This window comes from Micromonospora sp. CPCC 205554 (genome assembly GCF_036902745.1).
Classification (GTDB): domain Bacteria; phylum Actinomycetota; class Actinomycetes; order Mycobacteriales; family Micromonosporaceae; genus Micromonospora; species Micromonospora tulbaghiae.
Genome location: NZ_JBAKHP010000011.1, coordinates 64,663 through 84,195 on the forward strand (window position 1 = coordinate 64,663; position 19,533 = coordinate 84,195).

The window sequence follows — 19,533 nt, forward strand, 5'->3', positions numbered from 1 at the left end:
ATCGGCGGTCACCGATCGAGGTCGCTCAGCCGGTCTCGCCGGCCATCGATTCGCCTGTGGCCGTACGCTGCTCCGGAATCCGGGACACCCGGCCGGGGGTGTCGACGACGTGCTCGGTCTCCTGCACCAGATAGTGCGGGCGGCGTTTTGTCTCGTAGTAGATGCGGCCGATGTACTCGCCGATCACCCCGAGGATCATCATCTGGATGCCGCCGAGCCCGATCACGCTGACGATGATCGTGGTGTAGCCGGGCACGTCGATGCCCTTTTCCACGGCGTCCGCGACCACCCAGGCCATGTAGCCCACCGCGATGAGCGTGAGGAACAGGCCACCGTAGATGGCCAGGCGCAGCGGCCGGTTGTTGAACGACAGCAGGCCGTCGAACGCGTAGTTGAACAGCTTGCCGAACGTCCAGCGGCTGCGCCCGGCCTGCCGGGTCTCGTTGCGGTGCGCCACCACCGCGGTGCGGAATCCGATCCACGAGAACAGGCCCTTGGAGAAACGGTTGTACTCCGGCATCGCCAGGATCGCGTTCACCGCGAGCCGGGACAGCAGCCGGAAGTCGCCGGCGCCGTCGAGCAGGCGGACGTCTATCCACCAGTTGACCAGCCGGTAGAACGAGCGCGACGCGACCATCCGGATGAACCGGTCACCACGCCGGTCCCGGCGGGCGATCACCTGGTCGAACCCCTGGCGGTAGAGCATCACCATCTCGGGCAGCAGCCGCGGCGGGTGTTGCAGGTCGGCGTCCATGATGACGACCGCGTCGCCGGTGGCCCGTCGCAGGCCGGCGAGCATGGCCGCCTCCTTGCCGAAGTTGCGGCTCAGCGACGTGTAGCAGACGGCCGGATCGGCCGCGGCGAGCCGGCGCAGAGCCGCCAGCGTGCCGTCCTCGCTGCCGTCGTCGACGTAGACCACCTCGACGTCCACGTCGGACAGCTCGGCGAGCGCGGCGCTGAGCATCTCGTGCAGCCGCTCCACCGACGCTTCCTCGTTGAAGCAGGGCACCACCACCGACAACCGCACGGTGCTCACCCCGCCCGGCCGGGGTGCGCGCACCCGGCGCCCGCGCCGTCAGAGGCGGTAGACAAGCGTGCCATCGACATCCTCCCGGGTGATGCCCAGCCCGTCGACCGGCCGGTTCTCGATGCCCTCCCACGGCGTCCCCGCCGCGCGGCTCGGCACCGCGACGACCGACCGCACGCCGATCCCGCGCAGGTAGGCCACGCTGCCCGCGTCGGGGAACGTCGCCACGGCGACCCGCGTCTGGGCCTGGGTGACCGGTTCGAAACCGCCGAGCCCGTTGGTGATCCGGGGGAACCCGTCGGTGGACCACAGCATGTAGTTGAGGTCGCCCACCCCACCGGCGGGCAGCACCAGCATCGGCTCCGGCGCGGTCCGCATCGCCGCCGGTGGCGTCGGCACGGCCGGGTGCGGCGTGCGGTTGACGCCCTCCAGCGTGACCAGGGCGAGCGGCACCAGCAGGACCAGCGCCGCCACGGCCCGGGAGGCGCGCGCGGCCGCGGGCCGGCGCCACGACTCGGCCAGCGCGGTCACCAGCCCGGCCGCCAGCACGGCGAGCAGCAGGCTGGTCCAGTGCATCATCCGGCCCGGCGTGCGCAACGCGTCCCAGCCCGGCAGGAGCGTGGACAACGTCAGGTAGCCGGGGTCGCCGTCCCCGCCGAGCGTGGCGCCCAGGCCCAGCAGCACGGTGCCGGCCACGCCGAGCCCCAGCGCGACGCGGTGCCGCACCGGGAACGCCGAGACGAACAGCCCCGCCGCGGCCAGCCCGATCAGCGTCATGCCCGGTAGCAGCGCCATCTCCGGCGGCCAGGTCAGCTGCTCCCGGGCGGCGGCGTGCCGTTCCCCCCACAGCCACGAGTCGCCGGGCGCGGTGACGAACCCGATCAGCGGAGGGGAGAACATCTTGGTCCAGTCCAGCGACCGGACGGCCTGCGGGTTGAGGTCGACCACGCGTAGGTAGACCAGCCCGAGCAGCAGCGTCACGGTGCCGAACACGGCGCCGCCGGCCAGGTCGGCGACGAGCAAGCGCCGCCCGAACGGGGGCCGCTCCCGCTTGCGCCACCAGGACCAGCCGTAGCAGCCGGCCGCCACCAGCACGGCGGCCAGCAGGAAGTAGACGAGCGGCAGCCCGATGCCGAAGCCGAGCGTGACCTGCCAGGCCGCGACGAGCCACCCGGCCACCGCCCAGCCGGGCTTGCGGCGTTCCGGCCGGTAGCCGTGGCGCAGCGACCAGCCGTGACCGCGCGCCAGCATCGCCAGCGCCAGCGCGATCCCGCCGCTGGACAGGATGTTCAGGTGGCCGGAGTGCGCCAGCCGCCACGGCGCGTACGCCCACGCGATCCCGGCGACCGCACCGCCCCAGCGGTTCGCGCCGAGCTGCCGGGCCAGCGCGTACGCCCCGAGGAACGCCAGCGCGTGCAGCAGCACGTAGAGCACGTTGTAGCGGATCACGGCGGCCTCGAAGCCGGAGCCGAGCATCCCGAACGGGGCGTACCCGAGCAGGGTGTCGCTGTAGGCGTACGTGTAGCGCTCCGGATAGAACGTGTTCGAGTTCCAGAGGTTGGCCGGGTCGTTGAGCAGCGCGTGCCCGGACCAGGCGACCTGCCACGCCTGCAATGTCGGGTCACCGAGGTCGCCGGGGATCGTGGTCGCCGGGTGCCGCATCGTCGGCCAGGTCAGCACCACCGCCAGCAGCAGGCTGCCCAGGATCGCCAGCGTCCACTCCGGGTTCGGCCGCCACCGGCGTCTGCCGTCCGCAGGCCGTTCGTCGGAGGGGCGGTCGTCCGAGGGCCGGTCGGCGGGAGGCTGCTCGGGACCGGTGTCCTCAGCGGTCGGCGGGGCGACGGCGGGCCGGATCTTCATGGGATAGATGCTTCACGATGCTGCTGGTCCTGTCGATCCGCTGTCCGAAATATGGTTGAAACTTCCGGCCGGAGTACCGGAAGGGCCGGCTACGCGAACCGGTCGGCGAGCGTCGTCAGCTTGCTGACGTACGCCGGCCAGTCGTAGCCGCCGGGGATGTTCCTGTTGTCCCGCCCCAGCCCGATCGCCGCGTCGTGCTGCTCGCGCATGATGTCGGCGTGACCGGCGTGCCGGGCCAGGTCGACGCAGACGTGCACGATGATCTGGTGCAGCGTCACGTCCTGCCGGCCGGGCCCCCACCACGGCACCCGCCCCGGCGCGTCCAGCGGCAGCGCTTCGATCGTCTGGTCCGCGAACGCCCCCACGCGGCGGTACAGGTCGATCAGCCCGTCCTTGGTCTCGTCCTCCCGGGCGTACCAGTCCGCCTGCGGGTCCGCGTCGACCGCGTCGTCCGGGACCAGCTCCCCGGGTGTGGGGAACTCGCGGCCGAACGTGGTCCCGAAGTAGCCGGCCTCGACGTTGAGGCAGTGCTTGAGCAGGCCCAGGAAGTTGTTGCCGGTCGCGGTGCGGGGAAGCCGGGCATCGCGTTCGCTCAGCCCGTCGAGCTTCCAGATCAGGTCCTCCCGGATCCCGCGCAGGTATGCGTGCAACGCGGGCTTCGGGTCCTTCGGTGCGGTCATGCCCGACACTCTGCCGTACGGGTCGGACATCGTGGGGGCGGCGTTCAGCCGGTCTGGCTGCTGTCCTTGTGCGCGCCCCACCCGTGCCAGCGCTCGATCTCGATCCACGCGCTGACCCGGGTGCGGTCCCGACGGGGGTACGGCCGCCCGGTGTAGTGCTGCGAGATGCGGTCGATGTCCGCCAGTCCCTCGTCGTCGCGCAGTTCCGCCACGCGCCCGATGAGGCTGACGTGGGTGTACCAGCCCTGCTCGTCCAGCACGGTCAGGGAGACCCGGGGATCGTTGCGCAGGTGCGCCAGCCGGCGGCGGCCCTCGTCCATGTTCACCAGGACGCGGCCGTCCTCCCAGAGGTACCAGGTGGCCGCGGACACCGGCTGGCCGTCGTCGCGCAGCGTGGCGATGACGGCCGGGTTCGGCTTGCGCAGCATGGCGACGGCGGGCTCGGGCAGCGGCGGCTTCGACATGGCTCTCACTGTACGTACCCGCCGGACCCGCCGCTGGTCATGGCGGCGGGCGCCGCCCGGACGGGCTCCCCGGCGGCGTCCGCCGGGGAGCCCGTCTCGTGCCGGTCAGGCGCGTACGCTCCACTGCTGGTTGGAGCCGCCGTGGCAGTCCCAGAGATTGATCCTGGTCCCGTTGGCGGTGCCGTAGCCGGCCGCGTCCAGGCAGCGCCCGGACTGGACCCCGCTGATCGTGCCGTCGGCGTTGAGGTTCCACTGCTGGTTGGGCTGGCCGTTGCAGTCCCAGACGATCACGCTGGTGCCGTTGGCGGTGCCCCGCCCGCTGGCGTCCAGGCACTTGTTGCCCAGCACCTGCAGTTGCTTGGCCGAGGTGTAGGTCCAGCGCTGCATGGTGCCGCCCCAGCAGTCGTACAGCTGCACCGCGGTGCCGTTCGTGGTGCTGCCGTTCGGCACGTCCAGGCACCGGCCCGAGCCGGCGCCGACGAGCTGCACGTTCTGGTACGTGCCCCCGCTGTTACCGGGCGTGCCGATGCTGCCGGACACCGACTGCAGCGCGCGGTACCAGACCGCGGCCATCTTGTCGTAGCCGGTGGCGGTCGGGTGGATTCCGTCGATCAGGTCGGCGGTGGTCAGCGCCGAGTACTGGTCGACCAGGTGGACGCGCTTGCCCGCGTTGACCTTCGACTGCACGATGCCGGGGAGCGCGGCGTTGAACGTGCGCACCGCCGCCGCCTGACCGGAGTTGGCGAGCGGGATGATCTGCGCGACGAACACGTCCGCGTTCGGGGCCGTGCCGGTGATGCGGTCGATGAGCGTGGAGAGCCGGTTCGGCGCGGTCGAGACGTTGTAGTTCTGCAGGATGTCGTTGGTGCCGATGTGCAGCAGCACGGTGCGCGGCTGGTAGGCGTTCAGCCAGCCGGTGATGTTGGCGTCGATCTGGTCGATGCGCCAGCCGGGGTGGCCCTCGTGGTCGTGGTCGCCGAGGTTGCCCGGCCCGTTGAACTGGGAGCCGACCAGGTCGACCCGGTAGCCGCCGCCGGCCAGCCGCTGCCACAGGCCGATCCGGTAGCCGCCCGGCACCTGGGTGCCCTCGGTGATCGAGTCACCGAGCGGCATCACCCGGGTGCCGCCGTTGGACTCGGCGCCCGCCGGGCCGGCGGGCGTGAGCACGCCGGCGGCCAGCAGCGCCAGCGCGGCGCCCGCGGTGAGCCATCTCCTCACTCCGGTACGCATGAACGCTCCTCTCACGGGCTGGTGCAGGTCAGGGACGGGGTGGACGGCGAGCCGTCGGCGACGAAGCCGAACGTGGTCGAGCCGGACGCGGGGACGGAACCGTTGTACGCCGCGTTGCGGACCGTGGCCGTGGAGCCGCTGGTGCTCAGCGTGCCGCTCCAGACCTGGCTGATGCTCTGGCCACCGGCGAGGTTCCACCGCACGGACCAGCCGTTGAGCGCCGCGGCGCCCGCCGTGACGGTGACCTCGGCCTGGAAGCCGCCGGACCAGGAGTTGGTGGTGCGGTAGGTGGCGGTGCAGGCGCCGCCGGTCGGCGGCGGCGTGGTGGACGGCGGGGGAGAGGAGGGCGGAGGGGTCGTCGGGGGGACCGGCGTCGGGGTGCCGCTGAGGCCGGAGGTGAACCACCAGTGGTCGATGTTGAACAGCGAGCCGCTGCCGCCGGTGAACCGCAGGTAGAGGTCGTGGGTGCCGGTGGCGCCGCTGACCGGGCAGCTCGTGTTGGTCCAGGTCTGCCAGTCGCCGGTGGGGGTCACTCGGCAGGTGCCCACCAGCGGGCCGGTCACGCCGTCCAGGCGCAACTCGATGGACCCTCCGCTGCCGGCCGAGGCCACCATGGCGGTGAACGTGGTCGCGCCGGTGCCGAAGGCCACGCCCTTGACCTTGATGTAGTCCCCGTTGTCGATGTAACCGACGTTTCTCCCGCCGAGGGAGGACGCCTCGGTCTCGACCCCCTGCCCCCAGGCCATCGTCTCGGCCTCCTGCCGGGAGTACGGGTTCACGGTGCCGACCTGCGGGGCGCCGGTGGTGGTCATGTTGATCGTGGGGATCGAGCCGTCCGCGCCGTAGGAGAACTTCTCCACCGCCACCGACCTGGTGAAACCGCCGCCGCCGGGCAGCGCGCCGTTGTGGTAGAAGAAGTACGAGTTGCCCTTGAAGTCGATGATCCCGGGGTGGTTGGTGAAGCTGCTGCCCTGGGTCGGCATGATCGTCCCGCGGTACGTCCACGGGCCCAGCGGCCCGGGCGCGGTCGAGTAGGCGACGAACTCGGAACAGCATCTGGCCGCGAACGCCATGTAGTAGAGGCCGTTGCGCTTGTACACCCACGGCCCCTCCTCGTAGAGGGTGGGCCGGTTCGCGTCTCCGGTCCGCGCTCCGAAGCCCGCCGTGGTCAGCGGGATCTGGGTGGGGCTGCCCGAGTACGAGATCATGTCCGCGTTCAGCTTCACGTACCACAGGCGGGGATTGCCCCAGTACAGGTACGCCTGGCCGTCGTCGTCGATGAACACGGTCGGGTCGATCTCACCGTTGCTCACCAGCGGGCGCCCGATGGCGTCCCGGAACGGCCCGGTGGGGCTGTCCGCCACCGCCACGCCGATGCCCATCTGGCCGGTCGCCCGCACGACCATCGGCACGTACCAGTAGAACTTGCCGTTGCGGTGGACCGCCTGGCCGGCCCACGCGTCCTGCTTGGCCCAGCTGAACGTGGCGAGGCTGAGCGGCGACCCGTGGTCGGTCCAGTTGACCATGTCGTCGGACGAGAAGACCCGCCACTCCTTCATGGTGAACCAGGTCGAGTTGTCCTCGTCGTGGCCGGTGTAGAGGTAGACCCGGCCGTTGTAGACCAGCGGCGCCGGGTCGGCCGTGTAGATCGTCTGCACGATCGGGTTGTCCGCCCGGGCGGCGGTCGGGGTCAGCCCTCCGGCGATGGCCGGGGCCAGCCCCAGCAGGGCGAGCATGGTCACGGCCAGCGCGAGCCATCGTCTGGTCCGGCGGTCGGTTCTCCATAGCGTTGAGGTCACAGGTCGTCTCCCCGGTAGGCCGCGCCGCGGCGGGTGGGTACGGTCGGCGAAGGTCGGGCCGTCACGCCCGGCTCCACTTCTGGCTGCCTCCGCCGGTGCAGGCGGACAGGACGATCGGGGTGCCGTTTCCGGTACCGCCGCCGTTCGGGCTCAGGCACAGTCCGGACTGGACGCCGGTGATCGTGCCGTCGGTGTTGACGTTCCACTGCTGGTTGGTGCCGCCGTTGCAGTCCCAGATGATGACCCGGGTGCCGGACGAGGTGCCCTGGCCCTCGGCGTCGAGGCACTTGTTGCCGTACACCTGGAGCTGCCGGCCGGAGGTCGCCGTCCACTGCTGGTTCGCGCCGCCGTTGCACTCCCACAACGTCACCTGCGTGCCGTTGGTCTGGGACTGGTTCGGCACGTCCAGGCAGCGGCTCGAGTTGGGGTTGAGCCACGCGCCGCTCGTACCGCCGGGGTTGCCGCCCGGGCCGGCGACGACCGACAGGTTGTCGAACTGGGCGGTCTCGCCCTGGCTGGTGCCGAAGCCGACCTGGCCGGTGCCGAACGTGGAGTCGGTGACGGTGCCGACCGTCGTGCCGTCGATGCTCGCGGTGATGGTGGTGCCGGAGAAGCCCAGCGCGAGGCTGTGCCAGCGGTTGGTGCCCAGCGCCGCGACGTTCCCGCTGCGCAGCGTGGCGAGCTGCCCGGCGGTGTTGTTGCGCAGGACGGACCACGCGCCGGCGTCGGTGACCCGCAGGAAGTACCCGTTGTATCGGCCGATCGGGTCGAGGTTCGTGGTGCCGACGCGGCCCTGGATCTGGGCGTAGCCGGACTGTTCGAGCAGGACGTCGGCGGAGACGGTGTAGTTGCCCCAGCTCAGGTTGCCGCCGTAGGTGGCCGGGTCGGCGAGGGTCTTCCAGGTGATCGGCGCCTGCGCGGACATCTGGCGCAGGCACATGCCGGCCCGGCCGCCGCCGCAGCCGACGGTCTCGAACGCGCCCTGCATGTCCTGGAGGTACTTCGGGAACCGCCCGCTGGCGTAGCTGTCGAAGTCGTCGCGGTACGGCAGGCCGAGCGAGCCCTGCGCCGGGCTGGTCGCGGTGCCCTTGCCCTGCCCGGTGGTGGTGGTGACGGTGTAGAGGTGGCCGGGCTGGACGGTGAGCGAGAACGAACCGCCCGACGGGGTGATGTCCGCGCCCCGGACGAAGAAGTCGTTGGGGTTCGTCGAGTTCAGGTTCGTGGACCAGACGTGCACCTGGCCGGTGGACAGCCCGCCGGTGACGTTCACGGTGAGCTGCTGGGCCGCTGTCGCGTCCATGGTCTCGATGACCGTGCTGTAGTCGCCGGTGGTGGGCGAGCGCAGCGACACGTAGCTGCCGTTGTTGCGGTTGCCGCCCAGGTAGCCCGAGGACGAGTCCAGGTAGCGCCAGCCGGGTGCGGTGAACTGCGTGGTGTGCGCGAGCGCCCAGGTGTTCTTGCCGACCGAGTACCAGCCGGACCAGGGCTGGTTGGCCAGGATCAGCCCGACCGTGGACCAGGGCAGGTTCGGGGTGATGGCGGCGATCAGGTCCCAGTTGAGGTACGCGACCATCCGGCCGTCGATGTAGCCGCGGTTGATGCCGCGGGCCAGCGGCTTGGCGCCGTCGTTGTAGTCCTGGGAGCCGCCCTCGCTGTTCCACAGCGTCTTGCCGGTGGAGGTGGCGGTGGAGGAGACGGTGCAGGTGGTCTGCGCGCTGAGGTATCCGCACGGGTAGTGGCCGCTGAGCACGTCGATGCTGTTGCGCAGCGTGGTGTTGCTGGCGACAGCGTTCGCCGGGCCCCAGCTGCCCGGGTAGTCGTCCCCGTAGATGATCTTCACACCGCTGTAACCGTTGGCGTTCAACGCCTGGCGCAGGCTGATGGTCCAGTTGGCGTCGGTCCGCTTCTCGTTCTGGGCGGCGGTGATGTAGTCCATGGTCAGGTTGTGCTGCCGCGCGCAGCCCAGCCAGTCCACGAAGTAGTTGATCATGTCTTGGGACATGAAGTTGCCGTTGCCGATCCACCCGGGAGCGCCCCAGGGCAGTGCCGCCAGCTTGATGGCGGGGTTGCGGGCCTTGGCCTGCTCCATGATCCACCACTGGTAGCCGCGGTTGCAGTTCAGGTCGCCCCGGACGTGCTCGTGGCTCGGTTCCGAGCCGCTGGTGGAGTTGGTGTCGCCGCCCATCTCGACCTTGAGGATCTGCAGTGCGGCGCCGTAACCGGGCTTGAACAGGTAGTCCAGGATCTGCCCGCGCTGCGGCTCCGGATAGTCGATCAGCAGCCGGCTGTTGCCGCCGCCGCCGCTGACCGCGCCCACCCCGTCGAACGTCTGGCCACCGGAGGCGCCGTTGACGGTGATCGAGGTGGCGGCCTGTGCGGGGCTCGTGGCGAGCGTCAGGCCGCCGCCGGTGGCGGCCAAGGCGAGAGCGAGGGCGGGTGTGACGAGACGCGACGGCCTGGATCGGGCGGACCGGGGACGGGGGATCACCATGACGGCTCCTCGGGTACGCGCGGGCACCCGACCGTCCGGACGGCGCCTCGCGAGTTGTGGGTGGCCGTCGGTGTAAACGCTAACAGGAGCAATCCAGCGGCCCTATGGTGCTGGTGGTGGTGGCCTGCGGAGCCGTAGATGTTAGCGCAAACATCGACCAGTGTTAATTAGAGCACATCCCGCCGCCCGGCGGGACATCGGTTGTTCCGGCCGGTGCCGGGCCGGGGCGGCGGCATGCCACCCACGGCCCGGCTCCCCGTGCGGGGATCGGCCCTCCGGCAGGGGTCAGGGACTGGTGCAGCTGACACCGCTGGGCGCGGTGGCCCCGTTCCCGGTGGCGGTGAACCCGAAGGTCGTCGAGCCGTTCGCGCCGACCGTGCCGTTGTAGTCGGCGTTGCGGACCGACACCGAGCCGGTGGTGCCCGTGTTGACGCCGTTCCAGAGGCTGCTGATCGCCTGGCCCGAGGCCAGGGTCAGGCGTACGGTCCAGCCGTTGAGCGTGGTCGCGCCGTTGTTGGCCACCGTGACCTCGGCCTGGAAGCCACCCGGCCAGGTGTTCACGGTCCGGTAGGTCGCGGTGCACGCGCCCGGCTCACCGGTCGGCGGCGGGGTGGTCGGCGGCGGGGTCGTGGGCGGCGGGGTCGTGGGCGGCGCAGTCGTCGGCGGCGCGGTGGTCGGCGGCGGCGTGGTGGACGCGAACTGGCTGAAGAACCGCCAGATCTCCCCCGACGTCCAGGTCCGGGAGTCGTTCGGGCTGGACGACCCGTCGACCGGGCTGGGGGTGTGGTCGCCGTCGAACGCGGCCCACTGCACCGGGTACCCCTCGCGGCAGCCGGAGTACGTGGTGGTGATGTGGGTGAGGCTGCCCCGGCTCGGCTCGCGCGGGCTCTGCGCGGTGCAGCCGTTGTTGCGGACGAACGTGTCGCGCAGCGACCGGCCCATGGAGATGTTCAGCACGCTGTCGTACGTGCCGTGGATGCCGAAGTAGGCGACCGGCTGGGTGCCGCCGTTGCAGCCGCTGAGGTTGGCGCCGGAGATGACGGTGACCGCGCGGACGACCGTGGGCCGGGCGCAGGCCACCGCGTAGCTCATCGCCCCGCCGTAGCTCCAGCCGAGCGCGAACCGCTGGCTGGTGTCGACGCAGAGGTCGTTCTCGACCTGCCGGGAGATGTCGTCGAACAGCGTCAGGTCGCGGCCGTTGGTGTTGGCCCAGCCGTTGTCGATGCCCTGCGGCGCGACGAAGATCGTGCTGTTGTTCGACAGCGGCAGCAGGCCGTAGTAGCCGGCCGAGGCGACGTTGTTCGCCGAGCCGTTCAGCCAGTGGAACCCGAAGATCAGCCGGTACGGGCGGTTGCGGTCGTACCCGTCCGGGATGCGCAGGATGTAGCTGCGGTTCTGGCCGCCGCTGGAGATGGTGCGCGTCCCGCTGGACAGCGTCGGTGCCTTGCCGCAGCCGGCGGTCGCCGCGAGCGTGCCGTTGGTCGACGCCTGCGCCGTCTCGCCGAGGCCGGCGCTGAGCGCGCCGCCGGCCGCCGCCGCGAGGAGCACGGCCGCGGCGGCGACGGATGAGAGGAGGGATGTTCGTTTCGCCATTGCTGGACTCCTTGCCCTGGGTGGCGGTGCAGGCCGGACCGTCCGTCGATGCCGACGTCGCCTGCGAAGAGGGCGCGGAGCCGCGCGTGCGGCCGGGGCCGAAGTCGTCCGTTGGCCGCCTGCGTCGGCGTGCATCGGCGGAGCGGCCCGGACTGGTCACCGACCGGCGGGGCGGCGAGGGAGGTGCCTCGGTCGCCTTGCCGATTGCGGGGGTGACGGGGAGCGTGCCCTTCGCTCCCGTGCCGGAACATAGCAGGTTATCGATAACATGTTCAACCGGCCGGGTCCGGAGGGGTGCCCGGTGGACCGCCGGGTGAGCGCTCACAGGAGCGCGCGGCACCGGCGTCGTCGCCTGCTCAGGCGTGGTCGGCCAGGGCCGGCAGGTCGCAGCCGGCGAGGGCGTCCGGCTGGGGTACGCGGGCGAGGTCGGCCTCGGCGAGCCCGAGCCGCCGGTACGCGGTGTGCAGCGCCGCGACCACGGCGCCCAGCGCGCCGGAGAGGTCGCCGAGTTCCGCGCCGTGCACTGTCGCCTCGGCCGCGGGCACGATCTCGTGCAGCCGGCCGCGCAGCCGGACCAGGTCGGGTGTGAGCGCGTGGGAGATGCCGCCGCCGAGGACGATCACCTCCGGTTCGTAGGCGACCACCGCCGCGGTGAGGATGACCAGCAGCGCCTGCTCGACGTACTGCTTGACCGGCGCCAGGCGCGGATCGGCAGAGCGGAACACGTCCGCCGCGTTGTCGAACGACAGGCCGAGCTCGCGGGCGCGGGCGAGGATGCCGGACCCGCTGATGATCCGTTCGAGCGGTGCGCCGAGCGGACCGGCGGGCAGGTGGCCGAACTCGCCGACCAGGCCGCTGCGGCCCCGGAACAGCCGGCGTTCGATGGCGACGCCGGCGCCGAGCCCCGCTCCGATGGTGAGCATCACCGCGGTCTGCGCGTCCCGGGCGGCGCCGAAGCGCAACTCCCCGAGCAGCGCGTAGTTGGAGTCGTTGTCCACCTCGACCGCGGTGCCCAGATGCTTCTCCAGCAGCCGCAGGAACAGCGGGTCCTCCACCTGGGGCAGGTTCGGGGCGTTGGAGACCGCGCGGTCGCCCTGCCGGACCGCGCCGGGCAGGCCCACCGCGACGCAGACGAGCCGCTCCCGGTCGGCGCCGACTGTCGCGACGATCAGGTCGGCCAGCCACTGGGCCAGCCGGGGGGCGTCGTAGTCGGCCGGCGTGGGCACGGTCCGCCCGGTCAGCGGCCGGGCGGCGAGGTCGGCGACGACCAGCCGGACGTTGGAGCCACCGACGTCGACCCCGCAGACCACGCCGCGTCCGGCGGCGATCGCCACCCGGGTCGCCCGTCGGCCCCGGGTGGTGGTCGGCGCGCCGTCGGTCTCGGTCAGCAGCCCCTCGTCGAGCAGTTGTTCCACGATGCGCGACACGGTGGCGGGGGAGAGGTCGGTCTCGTGGCCGATGGCCGTGCGGCTCACCGGACCGTGGGTCAGCACGTGGGCCAGCACTGTGGACCGGTTCGCCGCCCGGGGTGCTCGAGATTCCACGCCCACCTCCGCCGATTTTCTTTCCGACCGAATGTTAAAGCCGTGCCGCCTTCCCGGCAACCACCCAGGGCGTGTTGCTCGGCGCCGGCCCGCGACGGACATCGAGACCCGTCCTGCCGCGGCCTCGCTCGGGCGTGAAAGCCCAGGTCAGGGCCTATGGCGGCGGCTCGGAGCGAGTGGGAGGAATCTCTGACCTGCGCTCTTGACGGACTGTGATGACCGCGATAATACTTTCACCCTGAACGGAAATAGAGGTCGCTGGCCCCCAGGGACGGCGGCGGGTGCCCCCGCACGCGCCGTGCCGGTCGCATCGGACCCCCGTGTCAGTCCGGAATCACCGGTTCCAGACCCCGTTGCTGTGAAGGGAAGAGCAATGATTCTCAGCCGTAGACGTGGTGCCGCCCTCGGCGCGCTCTGCGCCCTGGCGCTCATGGTCGGCGCCTGCTCGAACGAGACCTCCGGGAGCGGCGGCGCGTCGAGCGGTCCGCGTACCGAACCCAGCCTGTCGTTCGTCGGCCCCGGCGGCGAGACGCCGACCGCCGCCGACCAGCTCTCGCTCACCCCCGAGGAGCGGCAGAAGGTCAAGGACGGCGAGTACTCCGCCGCCTTCGTCTGGCACGAGGGCTCCGCGCTGACCAAGGCCGTGGAGTCCGGTGTCCGCAAGGAGTTCGACCAGCTCGGCATCAAGGTGCTGGCGAGCACCAGCGCCGAGTTCGACGCGGCCCGGCAGGCCAACAACGTGCAGACCGTCCTGGCGCTCAAGCCCGACCTGATCGTCACCATCGCGGTCGACCCCACCGCGGCGGCAGCGGCCTTCCAGCCCGCCGTGGACGCCGGCGTCAAGCTCGTCGTGATGACCACCCCGCCGAAGGGCTACAAGTCCGGCGAGCAGATCGTCGGCATCGTCACCGCCGACCTGACCGCGTTCGGCAAGGCCAACGCGGAGATGCTCGGCAAGGCGCTCGGCGGCAAGGGCAAGGTCGGCTACGTCTACCACGACGCCGACTTCTGGTTCACCAACCAGCGGGACAAGGCGTTCAAGGACTGGCTGGGCTACCTCTACCCGGACATCGAGATCGTCGAGGAGGCCGGGTTCTCCGACCCGGCGCGTACCGAGGACATCGCCACCGCGATGCTGACCCGCCACGCCGACCTCAAGGGCGTCTACGTCGCCTGGGCCACCGCCGCCGAGGGCGTGCTCGCCGCGACCCGGCAGCAGGGCCGCACCGACGTCAAGATCGTCACGAACGACCTGGAGGCGAACCTCGCCGCCGACATGGTCAAGGGCGGCAACGTCGCCGGCGTCGTCGCCAACGGCTCGACCCGCCTCGGCGAGAACCTGGGCGTCGTGGCCGCGTACGGCCTGCTCGGCAAGAAGGCCCCGGAGCTGGTCGTCGGATCGCCGATGGCCGCCACCAAGGACAACATCGCCGACGCCTGGCGCGACGACTACGGCCAGGAGCCCCCGGCCGAGGTGCTCGGCAACTGACGCCGGGCCGCGAGGTCCGGGGCCTGGCCGAACGGGCCCCGGACCTCGCCGGACGCGGCCCGGCCCACCGCCGGGCCCGCGACCACCGCGAGACGAGAGGAAAAAGCACATGGGGTACGTCCAGACAGTCCTCGGGCCGGTGCCTCCCGAGTCGCTCGGCCGGGTGCTGAGCCACGAGCACCTCGGCGCGCTGGTGCCCGGGCCGTGGCTGTCCGGCGGCGCCGGGGACGACCGCGCCGACCTCGCCGCCGACGCGGTGAGCGGCCTGCCGGAGCTGGGCTTCGGCACGATCGTCGACCTGTCCCCGTACGAGGTGGTCGGTCACGACGTGACGCTGCTGCGTGAGGTGGCCCGGCGGACCGGCCTGAACGTGGTCGCCGGGTCGGCGATCTACCTGGAGCCGTACTCCCCGGGCTGGGCACTGACCGCGAGCGTCGACGAGATGCGCGAGCGCTTCGTCGCCGACGCCACGATCGGCGTCGGGGACACCGGGATCAAGGTCGGCATCTTCGGCGAGCAGGCCACCGGCCTCAACGAGATCACCCCGCACGAGGAGAAGTGCCTGCGTGCCGCCGCCCGCGCCCACGTCGCCACCGGCCTGGCGGTGAACACCCACACCACCCACGGCACGATGGCGCTGGAGCAGGTCGAGATCCTGCGCGAGGAGAAGGCCGACCTCTCCCGCGTCGTCATCGGCCACCTGGACATCAACCCCGACCCGGACTACCTGCGAGCCGTGCTGGCCACCGGCGTGAACATCGCCTTCGACACGCTCGGCAAGCAGTTCTGGGACTTCGTGCTCGCGCCGCCGCCGGAGAACCCGCTGGAGGGCGAGTTCGCCAAGCGCGCGTACCACCGGCCCGACCGGGCCCGGCTGGACATGCTCGCCGGGCTGGTCCGGGACGGGTACGCCGACCGGATCCTGCTCTCGATGGACCTGACCGGCGCCGAGGTGTACCTGAACCCGGGCACGCACGGCCGCCTCGGGTACTCGTACCTGGGCGCGGAGATCGTGCCGGCTCTCGCCCGGCTCGGTGTGCCGCCGGAGGCGATCGACCAGATGCTGGTGGCCAACCCGGCCCGGCTCCTGACGGTCGGCTGATGGCCGCGCATCCGCGCCCGTCCGGCTACGTCGCCGGCGTCGACCTCGGCGGCACCAAGCTGCGAGCCGCGCTGGCCGACCTCGACGGGCTCGTCGTGGACGAGCAGGTGCAGCCGACCGACCCCCGGGGCGGTACGGCGGTCGCCGCACAGATCGACGCGCTGCTGCGTGAGCTGGCCGTCCGGGCCGGCGTCGACTGGTCCGACGTACGGGCCAGCGCGATCGGCCTGCCCGGCGTACCCGACCCGGCGACCGGCGCCATCGAGCTGTCGCCGAACGTCTCCGACCTGGAGGCCCTCGACGTGCGGGCCGAGCTGACCCGCCGGCTGGGCCACCCGGTCGTGCTGGACAACGACGTCAACATGGCCGCCGCCGGGGAGCAGTGGCTGGGCAGCGGTCGTACCCACCGGCACTTCGTGTTCGTGGCGGTCGGCACCGGCGTCGGCATGGGCATCGTGCTCGACGGCGAGCTGGTCCGCGGCGCGCGCGGCGCGGCCGGGGAGATCTCCTACCTGCCGCTGGGCACCGACCCGTTCGACAGGGACAACCAGGTGAAGGGCGCGCTGGAGGAGGCGGTCGCCGGCGCGGCCCTCGCCGCCCGCTACCGGGCGGTGTCCGGCGAGCAGGCGAGCGTGCCCGACGTCTTCGACCGGGCCGCGGCCGGTGACCCGGACGCCCTCGCGGCCATCGACGAGGAGGCCCGGCTGATCGCCCTGGCCGTCGTCGCGGTCACCGCCGTGCTGGACCCGGAGGCGGTCGTCCTGGGCGGCGGCATCGGCTCCCGGGCCGAACTCGTCGCACCGGTCCGGCGCTGGGTCGCCGCGCTCAGCGCGGACGCCCCGTTGATCAAGACCAGCCGGCTCGGCGACCGGGCCGGCCTGCTCGGCGCCGTCGCGGTCGCCCGCCGGGAGGCCGGCGTCCGCGACGACGCACCGGCCCGGAACACCTCTTTCCAGACAGCGGAGGGACGATAGATGACCCACACGGATGCGGCGGTGAAGACCAGCCCCGCCCCGGCCTGGCGCCGGATCAACTGGCGCGACTACGTGGTCTACATCGGCTTCGCGGTCGTGTTCCTGTTCTTCGCCGTCACCCAGGGCAGCAACGGCTTCCTGACCACGAGCAACCTCACCAACATCGTCATCCAGACCGCGCCGATCACGATCATGGCGGTCGGGCTGGTCTTCGTCCTGGCCGCCGGTGAGATCGACCTGTCCATCGGCTCGGTCGTCGCGCTCTCCGCGCTCGTCGGCGCGGTGACGTTGCGCGAGACCGACAGCATGCTGCTCGGCGTGGCCGCGGGCCTCGCCGCCGGCGCGGGGGTCGGCCTGGTCAACGGCGTCTTCGTGACCCTCGTCCGGCTGCCCAGCTTCCTGGTCACGCTCGCCACCATGGGCGCGGTGGCCGGTCTGGCCCGCGAGGTCACCGGCCTCCAGTCGGTGCCGGTCAGCAACGACGCGTTCCTGTCCTTCTTCGGCCAGGGTGAGATCCTCGGCATCCCCGGCCTGGTGCTCTGGTCGGTGGCGGCCGCGGTGGTCGGCTACCTCGTGCTGCGCCAGACCCGGTACGGCGCGCACACGCTCGCCATCGGCGACAACGTCGCGGCGGCCCGGGTCAGCGGCATCAAGGTGATCCGCGTCAAGATCATGGTGCTGATGGGCAGCGCGATGTGCGCCGCGCTCGCCGGCCTGCTGTACGCCGGCCGTCTCCAGGGCGCCCGGTACACCCTCGGCGAGGCCGACCTGATGTCCGTGATCGCCGCCGTGATCGTGGGCGGAACCAGCCTCTTCGGCGGCAAGGGCTCGATCGTCGGCGCGGTGCTGGGCAGCCTGCTGATGGGCATGCTCAACAACGGCCTGATCCTGGCCGGCCTGTCCGTGTCCCAGCAGATGATGGCGCGCGGCGCGATCATCCTGGTGGCCGTCTCCCTCTCGCTGCGCGAGCGGCGAAGCTGACCCGGAAGGAAGCAACCGCATGTTTCTGGACCTGCTGCGACGCCGCAATCCGGGCCTGCTCGCCGCCGCCGCGAACCTGCACGGCAGCGGTGACCTGCCGGCCAACTGCTACGCGCTGGACCTGGACACGGTCGCCGCGAACGCCGCCGCCATCCGGGGCGAGGCCGATCGGCTCGGGCTGTCGGTCTACGCGATGACCAAGCAGGTCGGGCGCAACCCCGACTTCTGCCGGACGGTCCGCGACGCCGGCATCACCGAGGCGGTCGGCGTCGACCTCCAGTGCGCGCTCGCCGACCGGCGCGGCGGGCTCGGCATCGGTCACCTCGGTCACCTGGTGCAGATCCCCCGGCACGAGGCCGCCGTCGCCGCGGCGCTCGCGCCCGCGTACTGGACTGTCTTCAACGACGCCAAGGCCGCCGAGGCGGCCGCCGCGAGCGCGGCGGCCGGGCGGGAGCAGGCGCTGCTCGCCCGGATCGCGGCCCCGGGCGACCGGTTCTACCGGGGCCACGAGGGCGGCTGGCCGGCCGAGGAGGTCGTCGCTGTCGCCCACCGGCTCGACGCCCTCGACGGCGCCCGGTTCGCCGGTGTCACGAGCTTCCCGACCCAGTTGTTCGACCCGGCCGCCGGGCGGGTCGTGCCGACTCCCAACCTCGGCACCCTGCGCAGCGCCGCCGCCGCGTTGCGCGCCGCCGGGTGGTCGCACGTCGAGATCAACGCCCCGGGTACGACGTCGGCGGCGATCCTGGCCACGCTGGCCGAGGCGGGCGTGACGCAGGTCGAACCCGGCCACGGGCTCACCGGCACCACACCCTGGCACGCGGTCACCGACCTGGTCGAGGAGCCGGCCGTGCTCTACGTCAGCGAGGTGTCCCACCTGTGGGACGGGCGGGCGTACGTCTTCGGCGGCGGGCTCTACGTCGACCCGGTGCTGGGCCTGGGCGGCACCCGGGCGCTGATCGTTCCCCGGGGCGGTGGTCTCGACGACGCGTACCTGGTCGACGTGGAGATGCCCGCGCCGGAGGCGATCGACTACTACGCGATGGCCGACGTGACGGCGGCGCCGGGCGTCGCGCCCGGTGACACGGTCCTGTTCGGGTTCCGGCCGCAGGCGTTCGTCACCCGGGCGCTGACGGCGGGCGTGACCGGCATCCGGTCGGGCGCCCCGGCCGTGGCCGGCGTGTACGCCGCCGACGGTTCGGCGCCGATCGGGCTGGACGACATCGACGCGGGCAACCACACCGCTCGCAGCGCAGGGAGGGCATGATGAGCACGGTCACCGACAAGACCGACGCGACCCGGGCGGACGCCCCGCCGCTGCGGTTGCGCGGCATCCGTAAGCAGTTCGGTGGCGTGGTCGCGATCGAGCGCTTCGACCTGGAACTGGCCGCCGGCCAGATCACCGCGCTGGTCGGCGACAACGGCGCCGGCAAGTCCACCCTGGTGAAGATCATCTCCGGGGTGTACCAGCCGACCGAGGGCGAGCTGGAGATGCACGGGCGGCCGGTGACGTTCCGGGACGCCTCCGACGCCCGCCGGCAGGGCGTCGAGGTGGTCTACCAGGATCTGGCCCTGGCCGACTCGCAGCCGGTCTACATGAACATGTTCCTGGGCCGGGAACTCACCCGCGGCCCGCTGCGGCTGCTCGACCGGCGCCGGATGGCCCGCGAGACGCAGGAACTGGTGGACGCGCTGGACGTACGCATCCCCAGCGCGAAGGCGACCATCCGGGACCTGTCCGGCGGCCAGCGGCAGGCGGTGGCGATCTGCCGCGCCACCCACTGGGCCAGCGGCCTGGTGCTGATGGACGAGCCGACCGCGGCGCTGGGCGTGGCCGAGACCGCCAAGGTGGAGCAGCTGATCCTGAAGCTGCGGGAGCGGGGCGCCGCCGTGCTCGTGGTCAGCCACAACCTGGACCAGGTGTTCCGCATCGCCGACCGGGTGGCGGTGCTGCGCCGGGGACGCCAGGTCGGCGTCCGCGGCATCACCGAGACCAGCCGCAACGAGATCGTCTCGATGATCACCGGCGCGTCCGAGGAGGCCGGCCGGCCCTGACCCGCGCGAACCACCGCGCGAGACGATGACCCCGGGTGTCCCTCCCGGGGTCATCGGCGTTCCCGGGCGTAACGGTTGTGTGAACTTGGGTGAACGCGAATTCGTGGGTTATCCCGCAGTTCGGGAGCGTTACCAAGTCGTGGCCATGTACGTGGCAGTGAACGGCGTTCACCCTATTGTTCACTCGTGCCTAATCCGGTAGAACACCAGGTAGGTCCGCTGCTCGGGCCATCTGCCTCGTGCTTCT

At 71.9% G+C, this 19,533-nt stretch carries 15 protein-coding genes; 6 read left to right on the forward strand and 9 right to left on the reverse strand.

Features of this window, described 5'->3' with window-relative positions:
• Positions 1–25: 25 nt before the first annotated feature.
• From V6U82_RS16890 to V6U82_RS16930, 9 genes are all read right to left on the reverse strand, one after another.
• Positions 26–1,027 carry a glycosyltransferase family 2 protein gene (locus V6U82_RS16890; protein ID WP_374226720.1) on the reverse strand — a complete coding sequence of 334 codons (1,002 nt, stop codon included), beginning with the start codon at positions 1,025–1,027 and terminating at the stop codon, positions 26–28.
• Positions 1,028–1,075: 48 nt separating this feature from the next.
• On the reverse strand, positions 1,076–2,887 hold the full coding sequence (locus V6U82_RS16895; protein WP_334462268.1) for a hypothetical protein: 1,812 nt from the start codon (positions 2,885–2,887) through the stop codon (positions 1,076–1,078).
• A gap of 89 nt (positions 2,888–2,976) precedes the next feature.
• A complete protein-coding gene (locus tag V6U82_RS16900) occupies positions 2,977–3,567 on the reverse strand; it encodes a DinB family protein (RefSeq protein ID WP_334462271.1) in 591 nt (196 codons plus the stop codon).
• Between the two features lie 44 nt (positions 3,568–3,611).
• Entirely contained in the window at positions 3,612–4,031 is a 420-nt protein-coding gene (locus tag V6U82_RS16905) for a PPOX class F420-dependent oxidoreductase (RefSeq protein WP_128136897.1), read from the reverse strand.
• Positions 4,032–4,136: 105 nt separating this feature from the next.
• Positions 4,137–5,261 (reverse strand): RICIN domain-containing protein, encoded by a 1,125-nt coding sequence (locus V6U82_RS16910; RefSeq protein WP_334462275.1) that lies wholly within the window; start codon positions 5,259–5,261, stop codon positions 4,137–4,139.
• An 11-nt stretch (positions 5,262–5,272) separates the two neighbouring features.
• Complete coding sequence (locus V6U82_RS16915; RefSeq protein WP_128136899.1) at positions 5,273–6,997, reverse strand: family 43 glycosylhydrolase; 1,725 nt, start codon at positions 6,995–6,997, stop codon at positions 5,273–5,275.
• Between the two features lie 124 nt (positions 6,998–7,121).
• Positions 7,122–9,551 carry a ricin-type beta-trefoil lectin domain protein gene (locus V6U82_RS16920; RefSeq protein WP_334462276.1) on the reverse strand — a complete coding sequence of 810 codons (2,430 nt, stop codon included), beginning with the start codon at positions 9,549–9,551 and terminating at the stop codon, positions 7,122–7,124.
• Between the two features lie 285 nt (positions 9,552–9,836).
• A complete protein-coding gene (locus V6U82_RS16925; RefSeq protein WP_128136901.1) occupies positions 9,837–11,144 on the reverse strand; it encodes a cellulose binding domain-containing protein in 1,308 nt (435 codons plus the stop codon).
• A 356-nt stretch (positions 11,145–11,500) separates the two neighbouring features.
• A complete protein-coding gene (locus V6U82_RS16930) occupies positions 11,501–12,688 on the reverse strand; it encodes an ROK family transcriptional regulator (protein WP_128136902.1) in 1,188 nt (395 codons plus the stop codon).
• Positions 12,689–13,061: 373 nt separating this feature from the next.
• Here V6U82_RS16930 and V6U82_RS16935 point away from each other — a divergent pair, with 373 nt between their 5' ends.
• The 6 genes from V6U82_RS16935 to V6U82_RS16960 all read left to right on the forward strand — a co-directional run bounded on the left by V6U82_RS16935 (position 13,062) and on the right by V6U82_RS16960 (position 19,286).
• Positions 13,062–14,177, forward strand: coding sequence for a substrate-binding domain-containing protein (locus tag V6U82_RS16935; protein ID WP_128136903.1), 1,116 nt, complete (start codon positions 13,062–13,064; stop codon positions 14,175–14,177).
• A gap of 109 nt (positions 14,178–14,286) precedes the next feature.
• Positions 14,287–15,279 carry a phosphotriesterase family protein gene (locus tag V6U82_RS16940; RefSeq protein ID WP_334462281.1) on the forward strand — a complete coding sequence of 331 codons (993 nt, stop codon included), beginning with the start codon at positions 14,287–14,289 and terminating at the stop codon, positions 15,277–15,279.
• On the forward strand, positions 15,279–16,253 hold the full coding sequence (locus V6U82_RS16945; protein ID WP_334462284.1) for an ROK family protein: 975 nt from the start codon (positions 15,279–15,281) through the stop codon (positions 16,251–16,253). Before V6U82_RS16940 ends, V6U82_RS16945 begins: the two co-directional genes overlap by 1 nt.
• Positions 16,254–17,234 carry an ABC transporter permease gene (locus V6U82_RS16950; RefSeq protein ID WP_128136905.1) on the forward strand — a complete coding sequence of 327 codons (981 nt, stop codon included), beginning with the start codon at positions 16,254–16,256 and terminating at the stop codon, positions 17,232–17,234.
• Between the two features lie 19 nt (positions 17,235–17,253).
• Positions 17,254–18,498: an alanine racemase gene (locus V6U82_RS16955; RefSeq protein WP_334462287.1), complete on the forward strand. Its 1,245-nt coding sequence runs from the start codon at positions 17,254–17,256 to the stop codon at positions 18,496–18,498.
• Positions 18,498–19,286, forward strand: coding sequence for an ATP-binding cassette domain-containing protein (locus V6U82_RS16960; protein ID WP_128138122.1), 789 nt, complete (start codon positions 18,498–18,500; stop codon positions 19,284–19,286). The genes V6U82_RS16955 and V6U82_RS16960 overlap by 1 nt, the downstream gene beginning before the upstream one ends.
• The last annotated feature ends 247 nt before the right edge of the window (positions 19,287–19,533 follow it).